The following is a 24,848-nucleotide window of genomic DNA, read 5'->3' on the forward strand; positions in this document are numbered from 1 at the left end:
GCCAGTGCCAGTGCCAGTGCCAGTGCCAGTGCCAGTGCCAGTGCAGCGTCTTGTTTGGTGCAAGACACCGTGGCGTGCGTGCTTGATTTTGGTATGGCCGAGCGCACCTGCGCCCCGTTTGACCTAGCCGTGGCCCTAGAACGCAGCATGATAGATTGGCTGCACCCCGAAGCACAAAGAACGGTATATGATGCACATATAACCGCTTTTTTGCAGGGTTACGCGCAGGTGCGGCCCCTAAGTGCGCAGGAAAGAGCCTGCGTAGCGGCATTTTTACCGCTGGTGCATGTTGAGTTTGCGCTGTCTGAGGTCGCGTATTTTGGGGGCTTGCTGCACGATACGGCCTCGGCTGAGGTTGCCTATACAGACTATTTGCTAGGCCATGCGCAGTGGTTTTCTACCCCACAAGGCCAAGCTGTGCTGCATTGGGTGCAAAAAGGTGCCCCCCTTACCACATCTTTTACGGGGCAGGGTATGCATACAGGGGCCAAGCAGAGTAGTGGCACGCTCCATACGCCCCACACTCCAGACACGCCAGATAAAACCTTATGAGTGCGCTTGAACTTGCAGCCGTAGTCGCCAGTGCGTTGGGGGTATGGCTTACAGGCCGCCGTGCCCCGGTGTGCTGGGGGGTTATGGTGCTGGCAAGCGCCTTATACGGCATAGTGTTTTGGCAAGCTCGCCTGTATGCAGATGCCGCATTGCAAGGCGTATTTGCACTACTCGCCCTTTACGGGTGGTGGGGGTGGGTGCGTGGTGTGCGGGCCGCAGGGCAGGTACAGGTTGTAACCTTACCCCCTAAAAGCCTTTGGTATGGCGTGGGTATAGCAGCGCTATTGGGCCTTGCCTTTGGCATAATGCTTCGCACCACAACAGATGACCCCTTACCCCTGCTTGATGCTTTGTTAAGTGCCTATAGTATTTTAGGCCAAGTATGGATGGCCCGGCGGCACCTTGCCTGCTGGTGGCTCTGGATTGCCATAGATAGTGTTTACACAGGTCTTTTTATTATAAGAGACCTCTACCTGACCGCCGCATTATATGCCGCTTTTATTGTGCTGGCAGCTTTAGGCTTGCAGGCCTGGCGTAAGGCTGGCAGGGCTGCTTAAAACACGCTTTGGTCGATAAAGTTTTTACCCCCTACATAGGGTAAGATGCAAAAATAACAGAACAGAACTGTTTTGTTATAGAGTGTGCCTACCCCAAAATAGACAGGTGGGGTAGGCGTAAAAGTGGTGGGTACGTGGCCAGCTCTTTCTCTTTGCAACAGCCAGCGCAGAGAGCGTGTGTGGGTCAGGAGAAAACGATTGTACGCCGCCCGTTTAGCATAACGCGTTGCTCAACATGCAGTTTTACAGCACGGGCTAAGACCTGAGATTCAACCCCACGGCCGGTGGCAATATAGTCATCGGGGGAGAGGTTGTGTGTAACGCGGGCCGTTTCTTGTTCAATAATAGGGCCTTCATCTAGGTCTGCCGTTACGTAGTGCGCGGTGGCTCCTATCAGCTTAACCCCACGGGCGTAAGCCTGATGGTAGGGGCGTGCGCCTTTAAAAGAGGGCAGAAAAGAGTGGTGGATATTAATAATACGCCCGCTCATTTCAGCCGAAAGCTGGTCTGAGAGCACCTGCATATAACGGGCCAGCACAACAAGGCTTGCGCCGGTTTGCTGCACAAGTGCGCGCAGTTTGTCTTCTTGCTCGGCTTTGTTGTCTTTGTTTACGGGCCAGTAGTAGTACGGAATACCCGCTTGTGCTGCGGTTGCGGCGCTGTCTTGGTGGTTAGAGACAATGGCCACAATTTCTGCCCGCAGCCAGTTAACCCGCACTTGGTACAAAAGGTTAAGCAAGGCGTGGTCAAAGCGAGAGACCATAATAATAATGCGCGGCAGCACGTTTGCATTGTGCAGGCGCATGGTCATGCCAAATTGCTGGGCTACCGGGGCTAGGTCGGTTTGCATTTCTGCAAGGCTTTGGGTGTTGGGGGCGCTAAAAGCCAGCCGCATAAACAACTGCCCGGTATCGGGGTCGCTAAACTGATGGCTTTCGGCAATGTTGGCCCCTTTACTGGCCAGCACGCTAGAAACGCCCGCAACAATGCCGGGGCGGTCGGGGCAGGAGAAGGTCAGAACAAACTGCATGGGGGTGGTGTTGCTCCCAAAGGGCCGGTGTGCGGGGCAGGCTTAGGCCTTTCCCTTACGTTACGCTTTTCTTATGCGCCCTTGTGCCAACACCGCTGCCACACTGCAACACATGGTGGCACAAACAGACAGGCCATTTTTAACGGCTTGACAAATACAAACGCTCAAAAACCACCCCAATTACTTGTGGATGACTTGCCGCTATAGCGACTCGTTAGTGCCAAATAAGGTCAAGTCACTTTAAGCCGGACTCGGCGGTAATACGCACAAATGGCAGAAAACTGCCATTTTAGGGGGCGTTTGTTGGGGGCGTGTGCTAAAAGTTATCCACAAACACAGGGTTTAAGCCCTGCAAAACTCTGTGGATATCTCTGTTAATAGAGTTGCCAGCCCATAGCGCCATAAGGCTTTTTAACGCCTTTCTTGGTTTGTTCTTTTTAGCCGTATGGCTGCTTTACTAGGGGCATTAGTGTGCGGTGTTGTTCAAAATATCAGCCAGCACTATGGCTTCGTTATGGGTGGTGTCTTTGGCCCCAAAAAGCAGGGTAAGGGGGCCGTGTCGGGCAAGGCTTACAAGCTGGTTCAGGGCGTCTGGGTTTTGGGCTAACTCGGCCCGGTAGCGCTGTTGAAAGTCGTCCCACAGGGCGGGATCGTGGCCAAACCACTGGCGCAGCACGGTAGAGGGGGCCACGTCTTTTAGCCAGAGTGTTAAATGGGCACGCTCTTTACTTACCCCACGTGGCCAGAGCCGGTCTACCAACACGCGGGCGCCGTCATCTGGCAAGGCGGGGTCATAGACCCGGCGCACGCGCACCGGGTAGCGGGGGGCGCCATGCGGCCTGCCTGCACCTTGTGCGTGGGCACCGGTATGGGGGGCTTGGGCGACAGTGCGGGGTAGGCGGGGCATGGCGGTTGCTCCTGGTTTAAGCGGTTTATTATGCGGCGTTTAGGGTATCTTCTAGCGTTGTGGCGGGGCCAAATACCTCGTGCTTAATACGGCTTTCGGGCACGCCGGTTGCTTTTAAGCCGCTTATCATGTCTTGCATAAAGCCTTCTGGGCCGCAGACATAATAGACAGCATCTGCTGGTGTGTTTTCTCTTACCCATGTTGGGCAAATGCGCCCGTTATGCACCTGTATGCCTGTCGCATGTGGTGCTGGGGTAGCGTGCTGTGTGCTGCCGTGGGTGTAAAACACATCGGCTTTAACCAACCCTTTTTCTGCCAAGGCGCGTATGTGCGGGCCAAAGGCTTCGGTCTGGGCGGAGTGGGTACCATGAATATACTGTAAAGCGGGGGCGGCACAGCCTTGTGTTGCTGCTGTGTCGAGCATGGACACAAAGGGGGTTAGCCCCACGCCCGCGCTGAGCAAAACTGCCGGAGCGGTTGTGGCGGCTGGCAGCGTGAAAGACCCCGCAGGGGCAGAAACCAGCAGTTGCGTGCCTTGGGCGGCGTGGTCGTGCAGCCAGTTAGAAACCAGCCCATGCGGCGCACGGCTTACGCTAATGCGGTAGCTTGTGCCATTAGGCGCAGAGGAAATGCTGTAGTTACGCCGCTGCGCACCTTGGCCCGGTACGGTAATGTTAAAGCTCAAATACTGCCCCGGCTTGTGGCGCAGCACGGGTTTGCCATCAACCGGTGTTAGCTCGAAAGAGGTCACCTTTTCGCTCTCAACCGTGCGGTTGGTAATGGTAAAGGCGCGCCAGCCTGTCCAGCCACCGGGGGCTTCTTCATTGGCTTTGTAAAGCTGGCTTTCCCGGTTTATCAGCACATCTGCCAAAAACTGGTAGCCATTGGCCCATGCCTGCATAATGTCTGGGGTCGCGGCATCACCCAGCACATGTTTGATAGCGCCAAGCAGGGCCGTGCCAACATGGGGGTAATGTTCGGGCAGAATGTTCAGCCCCACATGTTTTTCTGCAATGCGTTCAATCATGCCGGTTAGGCCGCTTAGGTCGTTAATGTGGCGGGCGTAGGTGAGCACGGCCAGCGCCAGCGCTGTTGGTTGCTCGCCATTTTTTTGGTGGGAGCGGTTAAACAGCGCACTAATGGCGGGGTCTGCCAACAGGCGGGCATACATCTCACGCGTAATATCCAGACCGTGTGCCTCTAGGGCTGGCACGCAGGCGGTAATGATAGCGCGGGTTTGGTCATCGAGTTGGGCAGTCATGGGGGACTCCTTAAAGATGTATATTTCATACACCTTATCGAGCGCTGGAAAAAAGATGTCAATGTGGCGTATCATCACACCATGCGGCTTACTCTTTATACCGACTATGCTCTACGCACATTGCTCTACCTTGGCATCCATGCAGACCGCCGGGTGTCTATTCGTGAGATTGCGCTGGCTTACGGCATTTCAGAAAACCATTTGGTGAAGGTTATTCACAACTTGGGGCGGGGTGGGTTTGTGGCCACCCACCGTGGGCGTGGCGGTGGGCTCACACTTGCCCGCGCACCAGAGCATATTAACGTGGGCGATGTTGTGCGCCACACCGAGGAAGACATGGCGCTTGTAGGCTGCATGGCCCCACCAGAGCCGGGCAGCCAAACCCCACCGGGGGGCTGCATTTTAGCCAATGCCTGCCACCTGCGCGGTGTGTTGGGTGAGGCATTGGGGGCGTTTATGAGCGTGCTAGATAGCCGCACCTTGGCAGACCTGCTCAAACCCTACGAGCGGCGTGTGCTAACACAGGCCAGCCCGCTCCCTGCCTAAAAAAGCGGCGGTACAGCCCTAAAAAATGGCACCGGCACAAAAAAATAGAAATTTACGGATTAAAAAGTCCTTCCTCTTCCTCTATGCAACGGGCGGCTCTTCTTAAAAAGGTCTCCTTGCCCTCCCATGTTGCACTTCACGCCAGACTCGCCTCTCTCCTTAACCATTCTCGTGTTGTGCAGCGTGCTTGTGTGCGTGTTCGAGTTCGTGAACGGCTTTCATGACACGGCCAACGCAGTCGCTACGGTTATTTACACCCGCTCTCTCAAACCGGGTGTGGCGGTGGTGCTCTCGGGTGTTATGAACTTTTTAGGCGTGCTGGCTGGGGGCTTGAGTGTGGCCTACGCACTGGTGGAGCTTATGCCCCCAGATGTGCTTACCCCCCCTAATGGGGCCCCTGCCGTGCCCATGCTGCTGTCTTTGTTTGGGACAGCATTAGCGTGGAACCTGTTTACATGGCGGGCCGGTATTCCTAACTCCAGCTCGCATTGCATTATTGGGGCCATAGTGGGCGTTGCCATAGGCGATTCCTTTGTGCATGGCCGCACATTTGGGGCCGGGGTAGACTGGCACCAAGTGGTTAAGGTGCTAGAGGCTCTGGCCGTTTCTCCACTTTTAGGGCTGGCGGGGGCATTTGTGCTCTACCGCCTTGCCCGCCTGTTTATAAAAGATACAGCCCTGTACCAGCCCCCACAGGGTGAGCACCCCCCGCGCGGTTGGGTGCGCTGGTTGCTGGTGGGTACGTGCAGCGGGGTGAGTTTTTCACACGGGAGCAATGATGGGCAAAAGAGCATTGGCCTTATTATGCTGGCCGTGGTGGGGCTGTGGCCTGCACTGTATGCGCTTAACCCCCAACAGCCCAACCCCGTGCCGCTGGCCCCTACACAGGCTGTGCAGCTAGAGCAGGTGCTAGAGCAGTACGACCACGACGCCTTTCGCACGCAGGCTCTGGCCGCTGCCGCCCGGTTGCACACGCAGGCCGGGGCAGTGCAGGGGCAAGGTGTTGCCCCCATACCGGTAACAGAAATTAGGGCCGATATTTTTCAGGTTGTGGCCGGGCTTAAAGGCGTGCAGGAAAACCCCGCACTCCCGAGTGCGGCTAAAGCCAGCGCCAAGCAGCTCCGGGCCACACTGCGCCCGGTTGTAGAATTTGCCCCGTGGTGGGTGCGGCTTTTAAGCGCAGTCTGCCTAAGCCTTGGCACCATGATAGGCTACCAGCGTATTGTAAAAACATTGGGCGAAAAAATTGGCCGTACACATCTAACCCCAGCCCAAGGGGCCTCGGCTGAGCTGGTAGGGGCAGGGCTTATTTTAACGGCTGGCTATACAGGCCTGCCCGTAAGCACCACCCACATTGTAACCGCCGGTATTGCTGGCAGTATGCTGGGCTCTGGTGCGGGCGTGCAGCGTGGTATGGCCGGGCGTATTATTCTGGCGTGGCTGGCGACACTGCCGGTTACCATTTTGCTTGCGGCGGCGCTGTTTTATGGGTTGAGCCACTAAAGCGGCATACTCTTTTTTAACAAAATAGTGCGTGCTCTGCTTTTGGCACAACCCAACAAGTGGTGCATGATACGCGCATGCAACGTGGGGGTGCTACACCGCAACCACACCATAGCGCCATGCAGGGAGACAGCACGCACATGACACAACCCCTCAAAACTGTTCTGGTAACTGGCGCAACAGCCGGGTTTGGCCATGCCATTGCCCTGCGTCTGGTTAAAGATGGCTACCGCGTTATTGCTACAGGCCGCCGCAAAGAGCGGTTAGAGGCCTTGGCCGCGCAAGCGGGTGCAAACCTGCTGCCATTTGTGCTGGACATGACAGACCTTGCCGCCCTTAAAGCCCTGCCCGCAAGCCTGCCTACCGGCTGGCAACAGGTTGATGTGCTTATAAACAATGCCGGGCTTGCTCTTGGGCTTGAAAAAGCATGGCAAACCAACCCCGCAGACTGGGAGCGTATGATTGCCACCAACGTAACTGGCCTTGTTGAAATTACCCGCGCCCTGCTGCCCGGCATGGTAGAGCGCAATGCGGGGCATGTTATTTCTATAGGCAGCACGGCGGGTATTTACCCGTACCCCGGTGCCAATGTGTATGGGGCCACCAAAGCTTTTGTAGACCAGTTTATGCGTAACCTCCGCAGCGACCTTTTGGGCAAGCAGGTACGCGCCACCAACATTGCCCCCGGCCTGTGCGGCGGTAGCGAATTTAGCGAAGTACGCCTTGGTGATAAATCTAAGGCGGATGCTGTGTACGACAACACCAAACCCCTGCTGCCAGAAGATATTGCCGAAACCGTAGCATGGGTGCTGGCCCTACCGCCCCACGTAAACATTAACACCATTGAAATGATGCCCACCTGCCAAGCCTCTGCCGGGTTAGCGGTAGACCGCAGCATGGCAGGTTAAAAAACTGCTTTATAGAGTAAGGCCTTATACTATGCGGGCTTTGCTGTGGGGCTAACGTGTTAGGGTGTGTTTAGCCCCCGTGGCACACATTTGCGTGTGCCATACGCTACCCTGCAAACCTTACAGGCCTAGTGTGCGTTGTGCTGAGTAGGGAGACAAGGGTTTGCTCGGAACGCAGGCTGTCTGAGGAAAAAGACCTTTGTTTGTGCCCGGTGTAAACCGCACGCGACCTGCCCACAGAATAATAAAAAGACATTGGCAGGTTGCGTGCCCCACGTAAGTAAAGGCACCTACCATGAGCTTTACCAATGCAGTTTCTTCTGCGGCAACACAGGTTGGTGATTTTCTGACCTTTGCCAAACAAGATGAATCCGGCCTGCTGTCTTTGTTAAACGACCTGCTTGGCCCGCTCCCCCAACCAGACCACCCGAGCATGCTAGAGCAGCGCGCACGGGCGGTGGGTATGATAGATACTATTCGCTACTGGCAGGGGGCCGATAAAGCAGGCCCGGCAACAGAGGTTGAAATTAAGCAGTTTTTCACGCCAGATGAGCTTGAGCGCTTATCTGAAGAAACCGGGCTGTCTGAGCAGGCAACCTTGGCCATGGTGCGCGAGCTACTCCCCCGCTGCGTGCGGCGCAGGGCCTTGCATGAGCCTTTTGCGCAGAGTGCCCGCCAAACCCCCCGTGGTTTATAGCCGCAATAAGCGCATAGAACGCGGTGCAACACAGCATGTGCGTTCTATGCCGCTTAAGGGTGGCGGCATGCCATAGAGCGGGGGTTGTGTGTTGTTTAGCCCGTAGGGGCTGCGCGGCTTTTTTTGGCGGCTAGGCGGGCTTCGTTTTTAGCGGCGCGGCGGGCTTTTTGTCTGGCCCAGCGCTCCTTCATGGCCATACGTTCGTAGCGTATGCGCTGGCGCACCCAGTTGAGCATGCCTGAGAAGGTGAGCACGGTAATGCCAATAAATGTCCAGGCATCTAGCGGTTCATGAAACAAAATGTAGCTTAGCACCACACCCCATACCATTTGGCTGTATTGGGGCAGGGCCACGCGGTTGGCAGGGGCGCGGGCGGTGGCAAGCATCATCATAAGTTGGCCAAGGGCTGCCAGAAAACCGTAGCCAAACAGGTAAGACCAGTCTGCTACCCCATGGGGCCATGTGGCATGCAGGGCCATAAGCAGGCCGTTACCTACCAGCGGGCCAATAAGGCTAGAGCCAAAAAGTGAAAGGCGCACCCCTTCTGTGCTGGCAAGGCGGTAGGCAATAACGCTGCCTGCATTGGCAAACGCTGCCAGCAGGGCACATAAATGCCCAAGGTTAAGGGGCCGTACACCGGGGCGCAGCACAATAAGAACGCCCACAAACCCCAAAATAACCGCAAGCCATGCCCAGAATGTCACTTTCTCTTTGAGCAACACGACCGAAAGAATGGTCACAAACAAAGGCATAAGAAACATGATAGAAAGCGCTTCAGGCATGGACAGCAGCATGAAGGCTTCAACACTGGCGGCGGTGGCTACAAAAACGCAGGCCGCACGCAGCACCCACATGGCTTTTTGCTGGGGGCGCACAATATCAAGGTAAGATTCGTGGGGTTTGCGAATAAAGGGCAGAATAAGAAAGCCAAACACCCCGCCAGAAAAGGCAACCTCAAACGGGTCTAGCGCGCCCGCCAAAAGTTTGGAGAAGGCATCGCTAATGGCAAAAGACGCATACGCCCCAAAGGCGAGTGCCATGCCAGAGAACAGAGTTTTTGGATCCATTGCCATAAAACCGAAAGTTGAAAAAACAAAGCAGGCGGTGTGCCCCAAGGGCTGCCCCCCAGCATGGCCGGGCGCGTGTAGGCGCAGGGCAATACGCTGATTGCACAAGATGTTAAAGCGGTTCTTTGTAACGCCAAATGTGGGTTGGGGTTTGTTTTAAACAAGCGCATAGCAGGGCGTAGGGGCGGGCAGGGGCAGTCTTCTGCCATAAAGGCGGGGTTGGTTTTAACACCACCCCGGCCCAGCTATGGGCTGAGCTTGGTTGAGATAAGCTAAAACAGCAACGCTTCGTGTTATTCATGCAACACAAGCATGGCTTGAGCTGCCTCGTGCCGTGCGCTATAGCCTAACCTTACAGGGGATGGAGTACCCCCTTATAACCGCCCGCTTGTAAGGGCTGATGACTCCTGCCGTAGTAACACATGGTTCTGGCCCGTAAGGCAGTTTTGCCTGCTGGCCGCCATACACGGCGGGATTCTCTAAAAAGGCCCGCCAGAGTAAGAAAGTGGGCTGCTCTATGTCTTTTTATACTTGCCTTATTGTTATGCTGGGCGGTGCTTTAGGCACGTTGGCCCGGCACACTGTGTCTGTGCTTACAGCCCCCTACAGCCGGGCTATGCCGTGGGGCACTATTTTGGCCATTAATACGGTTGGCTCTTTTATTATTGCGTTTTTTGGCACGCTGACTTTGGCCGATGGTCGGTTTGCCGCCTCTGAAAACATGCGGCTGTTTGTTATGGTGGGTTTATGTGGGGGCTACACCACGTTTTCGTCTTTTAGCTTACAAACGCTGGAACTTATGCGCGGTGGGGCATGGGGGCGTGCCATGCTTACGGTAGCGCTTTCGGTTATTTTGTGTGTGGGTGCTGCTTCTGTCGGGCATTTGGTGGCCTCGTACCTTAACCCCAACCAGCCGGTACAGGTGGCGCAACTTGATGCAGAGGAAGAAGCCTGAGTTAAGGCGTCTTACCCCCTGCATTATTAATTTAAAGCGTTAGGGCATGCGGTACAGGGCGCACAGCTTGTTGCCCGCTGGGTCTAGCAGGTAGGCCAGATACAGGTCTCCGGTGGCGGAGGGGCGCACGCCCGGCGGGTTTTCAATAGCCGTGCCACCATTGGCTAGGCCCGCTTTGTGCCACGCTTCAACCTGCTCTGGGCTGTGCATGGTAAAGCCAACTGTGCCGCCATTGGCCCCGGTTGCGGGTTGGCCGTTTAAGGGCGTGGTGAGCATAAGCACGCCGCCATCGTGGCGGTAAAAGAGCCGGTTTTGCGCATTAGGTGTTGCGGGTGGGCAGCCCAAGACACCCAAAGTGGCGTCGTAAAAGGCTTTGGAGCGGGCAATATCGTTACTGCCCAGAGTAATATGGCTGAACATGCGGTGCGTTTCTCTTAACCAAACAGGAAAAAAGCTACTGTAGCGTGCCGGTGGCAAAGGTCAAAAACACCCAAAAGGTGTGGGAATAGAGTAACAGAGAACTGTTACATTTTCGCTAACCCCTAAAAATTATTGCCGAAAGGTTTAGTATTTCTATAGCACACAGCACAAAGCCCTTTCACCCTTCTGTTTTAGCGAAAGTCTGCACATGTCTGCACCCTCTCATCTGTTGTCACGATGGAAGCGTACCCGGAAAATGTCTGGCAGGCTTATGCTGGAAGGGTCTTCTGGCCTGCAAGGGGCTGTGGCGCTTTGGCCACGCTTTGGGGGCCTGCGCCCGCCTGCGGTAGCGGGTGCGCTGTCTATGCTGGCCTGCGTTGCGGGTTATGGGGGCGCGCAAGCGGCTACCCCAAGCGCAGAAAAGCGCCAAACAGCCAAAGCGGCACACACTGCACCGCATATGGCGGCCCCGGCAAAAGCGGCCCCCGCAGGCACACAGGCTGCCCCTGCTGCCGTGCATGCCACGCGTAGCACAAGCAAAGCCCATAAAGCCGCTGCGGCCAAAGAGGCTTCTGGCGCTATGGAGGCGGTAACCGTTACCTCTACCCGCCGGGCAACGTCTATTATGCGGGTACCCGTGAGTGTGGCCGCCTATAACCAGGCCTACCTAGACATGAAAGGGGCCAAAACCATTCAGGACGTGTTGCGCTTTACGCCCGGCCTGACATTTGACCCCACATCAAAAACCCCCATTGTGCGCGGTCTGGCCTCTGGCGCAGGGTCTGCCACAACGGGCATTTACCTTGATGACACGCCCATTCAAATTAGAAACCTTGGTTTTAACGCTGAAAACTCCGTGCCCCAGTTGTTTGATATGGAGCGCGTTGAGGTGCTGCGTGGCCCACAAGGCACCCTGTTTGGGGCCGGGGCAGAGGGCGGGGCCGTGCGCTACATTACGCCAGCCCCTAACCTGCGCAAATATACCTCTTACGCCCGTGCCGATGTTTCGGCCTCTCAATATGGTGCCCCAACTTACGACCTTGGCGTGGCGCTAGGTGGCCCCATTATAAAAGACAAGCTGGCTTTTAGAGCCAGTGCAGAGCGGCAGAGCGAAGGGGGCTATATTGACCACCTAGACTACCGTACCGGCCAGAAGGTCGATAAAAACACCAATAATAACGATGTAAACGTGTTTCGGGGTTCCATTCTGGTTAAGCCAATGGATAACCTGACCATTACACCGTCTATTTTGTACCAACAGCGCTTAACGGGCGATACAGACACCTATTTTGCCGGGCTCTCTAACCCCTCTAAACAGCAATTTTACACAAACTCGCCCGAATACCAGAAAAGCTCAGACCGCTTTTTCCTGCCTTCCCTTAACATCAAGTACGATATTGGCAACGTGTCGCTTATTTCTAACACGGCCTATCTGCACCGTAATAACGTGACCGGCTATAACGGCACAATTTACGATTTGTCTTATTATAACGAATTTTTGGATAGCAGCAGCCCGTACTACCCCCTGTTAACCCCACAGGGTATTAACCCCAAACTGCCTTATTATTACGGGCCATCTACCATTTTAAACCAGCAGCGTAACTTTACAGAAGAGTTTCGCGTGCAGTCGCGCAGCCCCTTGTTTAACCGTTTAATGTGGGTTGCTGGCGTGTATTACCAGAACGACAAGCAAATGAGTTCTGAACGGTTGGAAGACCCGCAATCTAACGAGTTTACGCAACTGCTGTTTAACCAGTCTGCGGCAGATTTCTGGGGTGGTTGGCCAGATGTGGGCAAATACGCCTACATTAACCAAACCCGCGCCAAAGATGAGCAAACCGCCGTTTTTGCCAACGCAACCGTTGAAATTATTAAGGGCCTAAAGTTTGATGCGGGCATACGCTACACCCACGCAGACTATAGCTTTACCAACTTTGCAGACGGCAGCCACAACGATGCCCGTACCACAGGCGCCGGTGGCATTAGCGAAAACCCCGTAACGCCCAAATTTACCCTAAGCTACCAGATAGACCGCCACTCTATGGTGTATGCAGGCTGGAGCAAAGGCTGGCGTGTGGGCGGTGCCAACACACCCGTGCCCCAGCGTTTGTGCCAAAACGACCTTGATAATTTTGGCATGGGCTCAGCGCCTGAAAAATATAAGTCTGACTCGGTTAAAAGTTGGGAGCTGGGGTCTAAAAACCAGTTCTTTAACAACCGCCTGCAAATTGCGGGCAGCTTGTATTATATTAATTGGTCTAACATTCAGCAAAACGCGTACCTGCCAGAATGTGGCGTGCAATACACCACCAATATGGGCTCTGCCGTAAGTAAAGGGTTTGACCTGCAAGCCACCCTGTACCCGGTTGATGGTCTGGCTATTGATAGCACCCTTGGCTTTACAGACGCGCACTATACCCAAAACTCTTATGTGGGCAGCAACGGCACCGGCCTACTGGCCCGCAAGGGGGATTCCCTTGGCACACCGGGTTGGACGTATAGCTTGGGCGTACAGTATAATATTCCCAAGCATATTTTCTCGGTTGCACATGGTCAGGTTTATGTGCGCACAGACTACCAGTATATTAGCCGCCCCAATGGCACGACCATTCAGCGCGACCCGCAAACCTTGGTGTATAATAACGGCTATTACTTAACGCAGTCACAAAATTACTTAACCCTGCGCGTAGGGGCTAAGTTTGAAAACAACATGAACCTGTCTTTCTATGTCAATAACCTGCCTAACCTTAGCCCAATGGTAACCAGTTCTAGCCAGGTTAATGGCTCTTTGCTGCAACAGCAGTCTACCATGCGGCCCCGTTATATGGGCGTATTATGGACGTATAGCCGCTAAAACAAAGCGGGTTGGTTGTGGCGGTGCATAAAAAAGCCGCCATACTTGTTTTAAGGTGCAAGAGTTTTTAAACGGGGTATTGTTTTATGGCGTGTCTAACAGTGCTTAAGCCTGCTTTTAGCGTTGCTGGTAAGTGTAGCGTATTGCGTAAGTTTTTGAGCGCAAGTGTAGCGGCTCTTGCACTGGCCAGCGTGCTACCCCACACCGCACAGGCACAGGCACAGGCACAGGCACAGGCACAGGCACAGGCACAGGCAGACGACCTGCCCAAAACCGTGCCAGAAGCCCTTGCACATGAAGCCGCTTTGGCCCTGCCCATTACCCCGTTTTACACTGCACCAGACACAACGGCTCAAACAGGCTCTGTCTGGCCGGGTAAACTGGTGCGGGCAGAAAAAGCCACGCAAGACTACACCGTGCCTGCAGGCACAAGTGTGTGGCGTATTGTTTACCACTCGCTAGATGCGCAACGGCACGATGTGCTGACCTCGGCTTTCATTTTGCTGCCTGCTGGCCCAACACCTACGGGTGGCTGGCCTGTGGTGGCATGGGCACATGGTACCAGTGGCGTTGCGCAAAGCTGCGCGCCATCGCTCATGAAAGACCTGTATTATGGCGATGAAGGCTTGTTTGACTTCCCCAAAGCGGGCCTAGCCGTTGTGGCAACAGACTACCACGGGCAGGGCACACCCGGCGCGCACCAATATATGAACAAGCTGGCCCAAGGGTACGATGTTATTTACGCCGTTGCAGCCGCACAGGCCGCACTGCCGGGTATTTTAAGCCAAAAATGGGTGGCCGATGGGCACTCTCAAGGTGGCATGGCAGCATGGAGCGTGGGCGAAATGGAGCAGCAGCTCCAAAACCCAAATTACTTAGGCACAGTTTCAGTGTCTGGCACAGTGGATATGCTCGACTTTATTGCCCCTAAACCCGAAGAGGGCGGCGCACCATTTTACTTCCCTATGGTGGCGTTTGGCACCAAAGCCCGCTTTGCAGACTTTGATGAACATTCTGTGCTGACCAAAGCCGGGTACGCGTATTACCCCTTGCTGGCGACCAAAGGGTGCTGGTTTACGGGCCACGCTGCCTATGCTGGTAAAACCAGCGCAGATATTATGCAGCCTAACTGGACAAAAGCCCCAGCCATACAGGCCCTTTTAAAAGAAGATAGTGTGGGCCAGTTGCCAGTTAAAGGCCCGCTTATGGTGCTTACTGGCGGGGGCGATGTGTCTGTGCCGCCGGGCGGGGTTAAAGCCACCGCGCGCAAGGCCTGCAAAAACGGTATTAAACTGTTTTTCCACCTCTACCCCGGTCTGGATCATGACCCCACCATGACCAACTCTACCCCAGACCAAATAGAGTGGATAAAAGACCGCTTTGCAGGCAAGCCTTTCACCTCAAATTGCGGCACGCTTTAAGAAAGGCGTGTCAGAAAGTAAGAGAGCGGGGCTGGCTGCGGCTTTTTATGACCTCAGTAAGCAGCACTACAGTCCCGTTTGGTGCGGTTATGGTAGGCACATACCGCCGTTGGCCCCTATAATTTGGCCGGTCATGTAGCTGCTCTCTGTTGAGGCAAGCTGCACATAAACTGGTGCCAGCTCTACCGGCTGGCCGGGGCGGCCCATTGGGGTTTCTGTGCCAAATTTTTCTACATTTTCCATAGTCTGGCCGCCGCTAACCTGTAGGGGCGTCCAAAATGGGCCGGGGGCAATGGCATTAACCCGAATACCTTTACTGGCTAGTTGTTTAGCTAACCCTTTTGCAAAATTGGCAATGCCAGCCTTGGTCATAGAGTAATCAAGAATATTTACAGACGGGCTAAAGGCATTGGTTGAAGAGGTAAAAATAATACTAGAACCGGGTTTAAGGAGCGGAATAGCCGCTTTTGAAAGCCAAAACAGCGCGTAAAGATTGGTTTTTAACGTCCAGTCAAAGGCTTCGGTGCTGACATCAAGCAGGCTGTCGTGTGTTTGTTGGCGGCCAGCACAGTTTACAAAAATATCTAGCCCGCCAAGGCTTTGTGCGGCTTGCTGTACCAGCTTGTGGCAAAAAGCTTCATCGCGTAGGTCTCCGGGTAGGCAGAAACATTTGCGGCCTTCTTTTTCAATAAGGGCGGCAACTTCTTGGGCATCAGACTCTTCAGCCGGTAGGTAGTTTATGGCTATGTCTGCCCCTTCGCGGGCGTAGGCAATGGCTGCGGCACGACCCAAACCAGAATCGCCCCCTGTTATAAGGGCTTTACGGCCTAGCAAGCGGTTACTGCCTTTGTAGCTTTTTTCTCCACAGTCGGGCAGCGGGTGCATTTTGCTGTTTAGGCCCGGCCAAGGTTGGGGCTGTTTTTCAAACGGTGCTTTTGGGTATTGGGTGCGCGGGTCTTGTAAGGGGGGAGTGGTGGCAGAGCCAGACATGGGTGCTCCTTCAGCGGCGGCAAGTTTACCAGAAAACGGGAGAGCAGCGGCGGCAAGCCCTGCCGCCTGAAACAACTTGCGGCGTGCTGGGTTATGGTGCGGCGGGGTTGGGTGGGAAGCCATGCGGTGCCTCTTTATCTACACACTATGCTAGGCAACCTGCACCCGGGGTAAGGGCGTGGGTTTTGCCTAATGGTGTAAAGCATACGCAAAAAGGCACAGAGGGTTCCCTGCTACAAAGGGCCGCAGAGTGCATGGCTGTATCGCACGCCATGGTACTGAATATGGCTGAGAAGGCAGGGCTTTTTATGAAGCCGACTCAGGCAAAGGTTGCGTGTTAGGTAAAATAAAGCGCCTTATGGTGCTGCTTACATAAGTTTTGCGACCCTGTAGCACAAACGCCACACCAAGTTTTGTGGAGCATGAATTTTGAGGTGGGTTTTAAAAATACTCTTTAATATTAAAGGATTAATTTGAAATTTCATAGATTTTATTTGTTTGGTAAGTTACGTTTTGACTGGGTTTAAGTAATTCCAATAAAAATAAAAATAAAGTAAAAAACAGTAAATTTAAATTTAAAATTTTTATAGAATGTCTACAGAATATATTTTTTAGAGATCTATGGACAAATATAAAGTCTCATTTTCTGTTTTATTATATAGTGTTTATAAATTTAATTTTTAAAATAAAAAATAAGAAGAGAATAATACTTAACCTTTTAAAAGAGGCCTCTTTCTAATTTTGTTATAACGTTTTGAAATAATTATGTCATGTTTTTTTAACGGAACTACAACACGACAGTTTTAAAGTAGGGCCATAGGGTCGCGGCGTCATCACAATCCCATAAGGGGAGCCTGAAATTATGAGGGATAACGCTGCATGAAACAGAATAAACTTTTTCTTCTGACAACATGCATGAGTTCTTTGTTTTTTTCGTCTGCTTACGCGCAAAGTGCTGCAACACCGGCACAGGCCACTACAGAGCAGGCGAGTGCCCATAAGGGTACAAAAAGCAAAGCTGCCGACAAGGCTTCTCCGAAGGTAAAAGCTGTTTCTGCAAAAGACGATCAGGCAGAATCTATTATTGTGATGGGTGCTGGTGCCGCGCGTGAAACGCAAAAATTGTCGCACCTAGCGTTACAACAGGTTGCCCCCGGCACAAGCCCCCTTAAAACACTGTCTAAATTACCGGGTGTTATGTTTACCTCATCAGACCCATTGGGGTCTTATGAATGGTCACAGCAAATTATTATCCGTGGGTTTGACCAAAGCCGCCTTGGTTTTACCATGGACGGTATTCCACTTGGTAATCTTGCTTATGGTAACGACAACGGTCTTTCTATTGGCCGTGCGCTGCAAACAGAAAATAACGGCACAGCAACCCTTGCACAAGGTGCTGGTTCTGTTGGCGTTGCGGCCTCGAACGACCTTGGCGGCGCACTCGAATTTACCTCTATCGACCCCACAGAAAAATTTGGGGTTGATGTGGCAGCAACGGGTGGTTCCAACAATACATGGCGCACATTTGCCCGTGTCAACACCGGCACACTGCCCGGTGGTGGGCGTATGTATATGTCTTACGATTATCAGGATGCTGATAAATGGAAAGGCAAAGGCATACAGCAGCAACAACAGGCTAACGCAAAATTTGTGCAGCCATTAGGCGAAAAAGTAAAACTAACTTTGTTTGGTGATTATAGCCAACGCGCCGAAAACGATTATCAGGATATTTCTAAAGAGCAGATTAAAACAATTGGGTATAAGCTCGATAACATAACCAATAATTATGGTCTTGCGCAGGATATTGCGCGTGCTTACCAAAATGGCACAGCCTTTCCCGCAGGTATTAAAGACCAAGATCAGTCTTACTATAACTCTGCTGGCCTACGTGAAGACGTGCTGGGCTATGGCAAGTTAGATTTTAAACTTAACGATAGACTAAAAGGTTATGCAACCGTATATGGCCACACCAACACCGGTGAAGGCATTTACGCAACGCCTTATACACCAACACCAGCAGAGCTAGGTGGGTCTCCGCTTTCTGTGCGCACAACCGAATACGACATTCACCGTGAAGGCTTTATTGGTGGGCTCTCTTACGAAATTGGGCACCACACCATTGAAGGCGGCTTCTGGTTTGAAAATAACGACTTTGAACAGGCCCGGCGTTTCTACCCGTTAAGCGAAAATGGGTATACTGGTAGTTCTGTGCACTGGTTCCGTGGTAACCCGTTTGCAACACAGTGGCAGAGTGCGTTTAATACCAAAACCTACCAGTTCCATTTGCAAGATACGTGGCAAATTACCCCGGCACTTAAGTTGAACTACGGCTTTAAATCTTTGGTGGTGGATAATAAAGGCCGCCAGCTGCCCGGTAACGTTATGGGTGTGCAAACAGATAGTAACCAATATGCGGGCGGGTCTATTACCTCTGCCAATGGCTTTTTGCCGCAAATTGGGGCCAACTACCGCCTTAACAGCCATAACGAAATTTTTGCTGACTTTGCGCGTAATATGGCAGCGTTTGATAACTCTAGCACTGGTGCAACCAGCCCCTTTGCCATGACAACAGCGGCCTATGCAGCGTCTAAAGATGCACTACGCCCCGAAATGTCTTACAGTGAAGAAATAGGCTATCGTTTCCATAACCACCGTATTCAGGCGTCTTTAACCGGTTATTACATCGAGTTTCAAAACCGCTTGCTGTCTATTACGCCTAATGCCACCAACAACGTGCAGGGTATTCCAAGCATTCTGGTTAACGGTGGCGGGGTTACGGCCCGTGGTATAGATGCTGCCTTTAATTACCGTTTTTATGACCATTGGTCTTTATATGTGTCTTATGCTTACAACCAGTCCACCTATGATGATAACCTGACCTCTGGCGGCGTGGTTTATCATACGCAGGGTAAAAGTGTTGTGGCTATGCCGCGCAATTTGGCCAACGTGCAAGTAAGCTATGACGACGGCTCAATTTGGGGTAACTTTGGTATGCAGTACCAAGGCCGCCGCACGTACACCTACACAAACGACCAGTGGATCAAGCCTAACGATATCTTTAACCTCAATGTTGGGTATCGTTTCCATAGCTCCAACTGGGCGCTGCGTGGCTTGGATATGCAGATTAACGTAACCAACCTGTTTAACAAACGCTATGTTGCAACAGTGGGTAGTGCGGGTTTCCGGCCAACAGACCCAACGGGCAGCTTGCAAACCCTTCAGGCGGGTGCGCCGCGTATGGTGTTCTTTACGGTGCGCAAGCACTTCTAAGAAAGCGCTTGAGTGGTTTAGGTTCTTGTATTGTTTATAACGGATAAGCATATGTTTTCTGCCCCTAACCGTCGTCAGTTCCTCAAATTTGGTGCTGCTGCGACAGCAGGGGCAGCCCTGCCGGAAAACCTCAAGCGGGCCTTGGCAGTTGCGCCCAATAGAGTAACCGGAACACTACAGGGCGTAGAACATGTGGTTATTCTTATGCAAGAAAACCGCTCTTTTGATCATTATTTTGGCTGTTTACAAGGCGTGCGGGGTTATAGTGACCCCCGCGCAGAAAAATTGCCTGATGGTAAAAGTGTTTTTGAACAACCTGATGGAAAAGGTGGGCGTGTGCTGCCTTTTTTGTTTAACACCGCGCATACATCTAGCGCGTGCATTGCCAGCCTAGACCATAGCTGGAAAAATACACAGGCCGAATGGAATAATTGGGACACATGGGTGGCACATAAAACCCCCATGACCATGGGCCATTTTACCCGAACTGAAATTCCATATTACTATGCATTGGCAGATGCTTTTACCATTTGCGATGCCTACCATGCCTCTATTTTTGGGCCAACAAACCCTAACCGGCTTTATTTCTTTACTGGCACAAACGGGCTGGCTGTTGGTAATGCGGGTAAACAGGCCATTGACAATGTAGATGACGGCAATTGGTCGGCAGATATGGCGCACGACCGTGCAGACTTTACCCCTTTTAAGTGGGGTACTTACCCAGAAAAATTGCAAGAAGCCGGTGTGTCTTGGCGCGTTTACCAAGAATACGATAATTTTGGTGATAACCCTTTGGCCTCTTTTGCGGCCTACCGCAGGGTAGAAAAAAGCTCGTGGGCTTATAAGCGCGCACGTAGCTTTGCACCGGGCTCTACTGCCGCCAATATGCATGAGACAGAAGGCCGCTACCTAGTGGCTGAGTTTGAGCGTGATGTTGCACAAGGCACATTGCCTCAAGTTTCTTGGATTGTGCCACCCACAGCGTTAAGTGAGCACCCCAATGCCCCCCCGGGCTATGGGGAATACCTAATTTCTGCCTTGATGGACGTGTTTGTGCGGCACCCTGATGTATGGGCTAAAACCGTTTTTATTCTGAATTACGATGAAAACGACGGTTTTTTGACCACGTACCCCCACCCATACCGGCCTTAAATGAGCAGCAGGGCTTGTGCACGGTATCTACCCAAGGTGAAAGCTATAACGGCATACCTGTTGGCTTAGGCCCGCGAGTGCCTGCCATAGTGGTATCACCATGGACAAAGGGCGGCTGGGTTAATTCAGAGGTATTTGACCACACCTCTGTACTACGTTTTTTAGAGGCACGCTTTGGGGTGCAGTGCCCCACTATAACAGCGTGGCGGCGCAGTGTGTGTGGCGACCTCACATCACTTTTCGATTTTGCCCAGACCGACCGAAAGTGGGAGGCAAACTTACCCCGTACAGACACTTATTTGGCAGAGACCCGCAAGTCTTGCGCTTTGCCAAAACCGGTAGTGCCTACCCAGCAAAGCTTACCCAAGCAAGAGCCCGGCCAACGCCCCGCCCGTGCGCTGCCTTATAGTGTGCATACCGATATACTGGCGGGTAACACCGTGCATCTTATAAATGATGGAAGCCAAGGGGTTGTGCTGCGCATACGCAGCGGGGGTGTTGCGCGGCATTACACGCTTGCCGCAGGGCAAGACTTTAAGCTCAAGCTTGCACCCCAAAAAGGGCAACCTGTTACGGTACATGGGCCCAATGGCTTTTTTAGACAGTGGTCTGAGCTAGGCCAGCTAGAATGCACCGTGCGGCATAATGCAGGGCAAAGCCAGTTTGTGCTGGTGCTGTGTAACCACCAAAAGGCTGCGCGTGTTGTGCGTATTGTAGAAGGATATGGCGGTACAAGCCGTACCGTTACGCTGCTACCGGGTGCTAAGGTACAAACCCTCTGGCCCGCCGCACAATCTGACAACTGGTACGACTTTACCTTGCTTGAAGCACACAACCACAGGCCTGTGCTGCATGTGGCTGGCCATATGGAAGATGGTAAACCCAGCCGCACAGACCCCTATATAGGGCGGGGCGCATAAAAACGGTTTATTGGCTGGGTTAGGGGGCCACTTTAAGAGGCTGGCAACCCGACCATGCGGGCAAATTTCTTTTGGCGGTTAAAAAACAGTTTTTCAGTCCCCCAGAAGGCAAGGTCTTGTATTTTGGAGTGCGGGGTGAGGCCAATGGTTTTAAAAACCATACCGGTTACGCGCTTAAGGTGCTTGGGCTGGTAAGAGCGCATGGCGCGGGCCATGTAGTTGGCAATGCAGCGGTTATGGTCGTAGGGCATGCCTACGGGGTCGTTGGTGGTGTGGTAAGCCGATGCCAGTTCGTCATCTTCACTTTCGGTCACGCGGCCGAGTGCAATGCGCAGGCGTTGGAAAGTGCTAATATTTTCCCGTGCTAGGTAGCGGTGCATGTGGTCGTAAAACAGCTTGAAATGCCGGAATTCATCTGCTGCAATTTGCTTGCACAGGGCTTTGAGCACGGGCTCTTCCGTGGCGTCGGCTAGGGCTGTGTAGAAAGACGATGTGCCTGTTTCTACCATGCAACGCGCAATCAGTTCGCCGGTGCGGGAGCCACGTACAGATTGGTCTACATCAAGGTTAATATGGTAAAAATCGCGGTAACGCTGGAAAGCGGCTTGGTAGTCCCATTCAGGGTCGGCCAGCATGGCCCAGCGGCCTAGGGCGTCACCGTGTTGAATTTCTTCTTTGGCCCAGTCATCTGCCGCTTGTTTAAAGTCTGGGTCATCATGAAAAACGTTATTGAGGTAAATGGCGTAGTCAACGCTGTTGCGTTCAACAACAGAGGCCGCCTTGACGGACTTAAGCAGTTCAGGGTCAACCTTGGAGGGGTCAAAACTGTCCCACGGTAGTTGGTCAATCTGCCAGTGTTTCATGTACGCCGCCTCTCCCGTTTGCTTGGGTGTATGCACCCTGTGTTGGTGCGGCCTGTTTTAAAGAGCCGCTCACGCCATAAAACGCCCCGCAGGGGGCCTGCGTGGTGCTCTGGGCTTTTCCTTAGCTCTTTTTTATGTGACAGCGCCAGAGCGTTACCGCACACACAGCACCCCTGTTGGGAGCGCACGCAGCTTTTAACGCAGGCCAGATCAGAAAGGCTTATGCGTTTTACGCATAGCTATGGGGGTATGGTCTGCATATATTGCAGGCTGGATGCTGCCTTGGCACCCTAGGCCGCATGGTAGGTGAAGACGGTACAGGGCGTTGCTGTAAGTGTGCGCTACGGCCACTCAGGCTAACAAGCTCTTTCAAAAAAACGGAGCGGGGGCCTTTTTGTGAGCGGTATAGAAAGGCTTGTGGCCAAGCCACGATACAAGGGGAGCGGCAAAAATAACACGCTCAGGCACAAAAACCACATGAACCTGCCAACGCGGCCTTAAGGCGGCCGCTAAAGGGCTGTTTCAAAACCTTACAAATAAGGGTTGCAAGAGCGGTTACGCCTCAATGTAGGGCGTTTGAAACAGCCTTTAAAAAGCAGGAAAGGGGGGGGAGAAAAATTACACCACAGGGTCTACTGGGGCACCGCAGGCGCTTAAAGGGGGTAGGGGGCGTGGGCGGCGGTTGCCATCAAGGGCTACGAAGGTGAAGTCTCCCTCGGTTACTTTAGAGGTTTTATGGGTATGCCGCGCCCGGCGCCATGTTTGCACATGAATGGTCATAGACGTACGCCCTTCCCGGGCGATGTGGGTGTAAATGCTGACCTCATCGCCTACGGCTACGGGTTCGAGAAAAACCAGACCGTTAATAGCGACCGTTGCCGCGCGGCCATTAGAGCGGAAAGCCGCCGTGGTGCCTGCTGCAAGATCCATTTGGGAAATAATCCAGCCGCCAAACACGTCTCCTGCGGGGTTGGTGTCGCTGGGCATAGCCACAACACGAATGGTGGGCACACCGTCAGGCAGAAGGGCAGAAGAAGCTGCAGGCATAAGAACAAACCCTTTATAAGGTACACTTAAAGACACATGCGGCAGGCATAAGCCTACACACACTCAATTTTTACAGAATAAAGCATAGAGTGCCCGGCTCGTGCGCTCAGTTCTTTGTGAGCAGGGTTGCAAATGGCGCGTATATGCCCAGCGTGGCGTGGCCCATCAGGGGCGGGGGGTGTGTTTCTGTTGCCCGGTGGTATTTTTGGTAAAAAGCCTTAAACACCTTTCAAAGCATTAAGGGGTGCAGGGTGTTAGAGGTATGGCGTGGCTATACACTTTGGCCGGTTTGCGCCGTGTTTGTTTAAAAATGGATAAGTTTGTTTCATCTTATGGTAGAGTATACGCCGCAACAGCGCGCAATTTTGGCAAAAAGCCCCACGGCAAGTTTTAAGGTGGTGGCCGGGGCTGGCTGCGGTAAAACCAGCACGTTGGTATTGTATAGTGCGCACTGGGCAGCGCAGCGCGGGTTGTATTTGGCCTTTAATGCCGCCATTGCCCGTGAGGCCCGGAGCCGCTTTGGTAGGCAGGTTGAAGCCCGCACAGCCCATAGTTACGCTTTTGCAGACCTAGGGCTGCGGGCGCTAGAGGCAGGCCGCCTTGTGCCGCGCTATAACCTGCGCCACATACGCCAGTTAGAGGCAGAGCTGGGGTTAAAAGCCCCACCCGGCAGTGCCGAGACCGTGTTAAAAACCCTAACGGCTTTTTTAATAAGTGCTGGCACTAAATTAACGCAGGCCCACTGCCCAGAGCGCGATGTTAAAACAAACCGGGCCATACGCACCTTTGTGGCCACTGCGTTTAAACATCTTATACGTTTTGAAAAACACGCTTTTCCTATAACGCATGATGTGTATTTAAAGCGTTTTGAAATGGAGCGTAAAATAACAGGCTACGACTATATTATGGTCGATGAGGCCCAAGACCTTAACCCAGTTTTGCTGTCTATTTTAGAAAAATCTGGCTTGCCACTTGTGGTGGTGGGTGACCCCTACCAGTCTATTTACGCGTTTCGGGGCGCGGTTGATGCGATGTCTAGCCTAAAGGTGCAGGCTTTACCTTTGAGCAGAAGCTGGCGCTTTGGTGAAAATATAGCCCGACTTGCTAATGGCATATTGCGCACCCATGCCAGCCCCCCACCATACCCCTTACAAGGCAACCCGGCTTTACAAAGCACGGTACGGCATTATGGGGGTAAAATACGCCCCACAAGCAATACGTTAGTGCTGGCGCGCTCTAACGTAAGGCTGTTTGAAAGTCTTGTTAATATTAAAACGCCTTTTCATGTTTTGGGTGGGGTGCAAGACATGATGCAGGAAATACGCTCTGCCCTAACCCTCTACCGTAGGCACGCAAACCCTGCTGCACGGGGGGCAGAAAACACCTTGCCCTTTGGCACATGGAAAGAGTTGGTAGCCGCCAAAGAGGGCGAAAACGCAGACCCCATAGCCAAGCGGCTGTTTACCATAGTTGATAAACATGGCTACGAACTGGCCGAAAAAATGGAGACCATTCAAACCCTGTACCGAGACACCCCTGATGAGGTAAACCTTGTGTGCTCAACAGCGCATAAAGCCAAAGGGCGAGAGTTTGAAACAGTTATTATGCTTGACGATTTTCTCTCCCCCGTTGAGTGGGCCACCCGGCGGGAAAAAGCCATAGAGCGTATGGCGGCGTTAGAAGACAATGCAGAGTTTTCTGAAAAATACAAACTGCGCCAAAAGGAAAAACAGCGCCAGCGCATACAAGAATGCACGCAGGAAATTAACGTGCTGTACGTAGCCTGCACCCGTGCGCAAAAACTGCTCTATGTGCCAGATGGGCTTTACACTTTTTGGCAAGAAAAGTGCTGAGGTGAGTGCACAGGGTTTTGTAAAATACCACTGCACACCATAATGTTTTATGGTTGCGTAGGCAGCCCCATTTAC

At 52.9% G+C, this 24,848-nt stretch carries 18 protein-coding genes, 2 pseudogenes and 1 riboswitch; of the genes and pseudogenes, 12 read left to right on the forward strand and 8 right to left on the reverse strand.

All coding sequences use genetic code 11. The features are described 5' to 3' along the window. Together Abor_RS00005 and pnuC are read left to right on the forward strand one after the other, a co-directional pair. Window positions 1–552 (forward strand): annotated as a pseudogene (locus Abor_RS00005) (hypothetical protein); the annotation flags it as partial. Further along, entirely contained in the window at window positions 549–1,109 is a 561-nt protein-coding gene (gene pnuC / locus Abor_RS00010; protein ID WP_048839790.1) for a nicotinamide riboside transporter PnuC, read from the forward strand. The pseudogene Abor_RS00005 and the gene pnuC, both read left to right, overlap by 4 nt. Before the next feature lie 184 nt (window positions 1,110–1,293). Here the strand turns inward: pnuC and purU are convergent, their stop codons facing one another. The 3 genes from purU to hmpA all read right to left on the reverse strand — a co-directional run bounded on the left by purU (window position 1,294) and on the right by hmpA (window position 4,307). Continuing rightward, entirely contained in the window at window positions 1,294–2,139 is an 846-nt protein-coding gene (gene purU, locus Abor_RS00015; RefSeq protein ID WP_048839791.1) for a formyltetrahydrofolate deformylase, read from the reverse strand. Between the two features lie 466 nt (window positions 2,140–2,605). Next, window positions 2,606–3,046: a DUF488 domain-containing protein gene (locus tag Abor_RS00020; protein ID WP_084594280.1), complete on the reverse strand. Its 441-nt coding sequence runs from the start codon at window positions 3,044–3,046 to the stop codon at window positions 2,606–2,608. A gap of 28 nt (window positions 3,047–3,074) precedes the next feature. Next, window positions 3,075–4,307 (reverse strand): NO-inducible flavohemoprotein, encoded by a 1,233-nt coding sequence (gene hmpA, locus Abor_RS00025; RefSeq protein ID WP_048839793.1) that lies wholly within the window; start codon window positions 4,305–4,307, stop codon window positions 3,075–3,077. 81 nt (window positions 4,308–4,388) lie between these two features. On the opposite strand from hmpA, the gene Abor_RS00030 reads away from it, so the two are divergent. The 4 genes from Abor_RS00030 (at window position 4,389) to Abor_RS00045 (ending at window position 7,961) form a co-directional block, all read left to right on the forward strand. Then, the gene (locus tag Abor_RS00030; RefSeq protein WP_048839794.1) at window positions 4,389–4,853 is read left to right on the forward strand and encodes an RrF2 family transcriptional regulator; all 465 of its coding nucleotides are present in this window, start codon (window positions 4,389–4,391) and stop codon (window positions 4,851–4,853) included. Window positions 4,854–4,979: 126 nt separating this feature from the next. Then, window positions 4,980–6,356: an inorganic phosphate transporter gene (locus Abor_RS00035; protein WP_048839795.1), complete on the forward strand. Its 1,377-nt coding sequence runs from the start codon at window positions 4,980–4,982 to the stop codon at window positions 6,354–6,356. A 140-nt stretch (window positions 6,357–6,496) separates the two neighbouring features. Beyond that, complete coding sequence (locus Abor_RS00040; protein WP_048839871.1) at window positions 6,497–7,264, forward strand: SDR family NAD(P)-dependent oxidoreductase; 768 nt, start codon at window positions 6,497–6,499, stop codon at window positions 7,262–7,264. A gap of 295 nt (window positions 7,265–7,559) precedes the next feature. After that, window positions 7,560–7,961, forward strand: coding sequence for a hypothetical protein (locus Abor_RS00045; protein ID WP_048839796.1), 402 nt, complete (start codon window positions 7,560–7,562; stop codon window positions 7,959–7,961). A 95-nt stretch (window positions 7,962–8,056) separates the two neighbouring features. On the opposite strand, the gene Abor_RS00050 is transcribed toward Abor_RS00045, so the two are convergent. Then, complete coding sequence (locus Abor_RS00050; protein WP_244877842.1) at window positions 8,057–9,028, reverse strand: DMT family transporter; 972 nt, start codon at window positions 9,026–9,028, stop codon at window positions 8,057–8,059. Window positions 9,029–9,376: 348 nt separating this feature from the next. Then, a riboswitch (Fluoride riboswitch) is annotated at window positions 9,377–9,445 on the forward strand. A gap of 100 nt (window positions 9,446–9,545) precedes the next feature. On the opposite strand from Abor_RS00050, the gene Abor_RS00055 reads away from it, so the two are divergent. Continuing rightward, on the forward strand, window positions 9,546–9,983 hold the full coding sequence (locus tag Abor_RS00055) for a CrcB family protein (RefSeq protein WP_048839797.1): 438 nt from the start codon (window positions 9,546–9,548) through the stop codon (window positions 9,981–9,983). A 39-nt stretch (window positions 9,984–10,022) separates the two neighbouring features. Here the strand turns inward: Abor_RS00055 and Abor_RS00060 are convergent, their stop codons facing one another. After that, window positions 10,023–10,403, reverse strand: a complete 381-nt coding sequence (locus Abor_RS00060; RefSeq protein WP_048839798.1) for a VOC family protein — start codon at window positions 10,401–10,403, stop codon at window positions 10,023–10,025. 208 nt (window positions 10,404–10,611) lie between these two features. On the opposite strand from Abor_RS00060, the gene Abor_RS00065 reads away from it, so the two are divergent. Beyond that, window positions 10,612–13,257: a TonB-dependent receptor gene (locus Abor_RS00065; protein WP_084594281.1), complete on the forward strand. Its 2,646-nt coding sequence runs from the start codon at window positions 10,612–10,614 to the stop codon at window positions 13,255–13,257. Between the two features lie 86 nt (window positions 13,258–13,343). Then, on the forward strand, window positions 13,344–14,678 hold the full coding sequence (locus Abor_RS00070) for an alpha/beta hydrolase family protein (RefSeq protein WP_244877843.1): 1,335 nt from the start codon (window positions 13,344–13,346) through the stop codon (window positions 14,676–14,678). 87 nt (window positions 14,679–14,765) lie between these two features. Here the strand turns inward: Abor_RS00070 and Abor_RS00075 are convergent, their stop codons facing one another. After that, entirely contained in the window at window positions 14,766–15,791 is a 1,026-nt protein-coding gene (locus tag Abor_RS00075; protein WP_048839800.1) for an SDR family oxidoreductase, read from the reverse strand. Window positions 15,792–16,547: 756 nt separating this feature from the next. Between Abor_RS00075 and Abor_RS00080 the strand changes: the two genes are divergently transcribed. Further along, window positions 16,548–18,938, forward strand: a complete 2,391-nt coding sequence (locus Abor_RS00080; protein WP_048839801.1) for a TonB-dependent receptor — start codon at window positions 16,548–16,550, stop codon at window positions 18,936–18,938. An 86-nt stretch (window positions 18,939–19,024) separates the two neighbouring features. After that, window positions 19,025–21,010 (forward strand): annotated as a pseudogene (locus tag Abor_RS13280) (alkaline phosphatase family protein). Between the two features lie 32 nt (window positions 21,011–21,042). On the opposite strand, the gene Abor_RS00090 reads toward Abor_RS13280, so the two are convergent. Continuing rightward, entirely contained in the window at window positions 21,043–21,873 is an 831-nt protein-coding gene (locus Abor_RS00090; RefSeq protein WP_048839802.1) for a ferritin-like domain-containing protein, read from the reverse strand. Between the two features lie 618 nt (window positions 21,874–22,491). Then, window positions 22,492–22,920, reverse strand: coding sequence for an acyl-CoA thioesterase (locus Abor_RS00095; RefSeq protein WP_048839874.1), 429 nt, complete (start codon window positions 22,918–22,920; stop codon window positions 22,492–22,494). A gap of 332 nt (window positions 22,921–23,252) precedes the next feature. Between Abor_RS00095 and Abor_RS00100 the strand changes: the two genes are divergently transcribed. Beyond that, window positions 23,253–24,773, forward strand: coding sequence for a UvrD-helicase domain-containing protein (locus Abor_RS00100; protein WP_048839803.1), 1,521 nt, complete (start codon window positions 23,253–23,255; stop codon window positions 24,771–24,773). The last annotated feature ends 75 nt before the right edge of the window (window positions 24,774–24,848 follow it).

Origin of the sequence: Acetobacter orientalis, assembly GCF_000963965.1 — a bacterium.
Classification (GTDB): domain Bacteria; phylum Pseudomonadota; class Alphaproteobacteria; order Acetobacterales; family Acetobacteraceae; genus Acetobacter; species Acetobacter orientalis.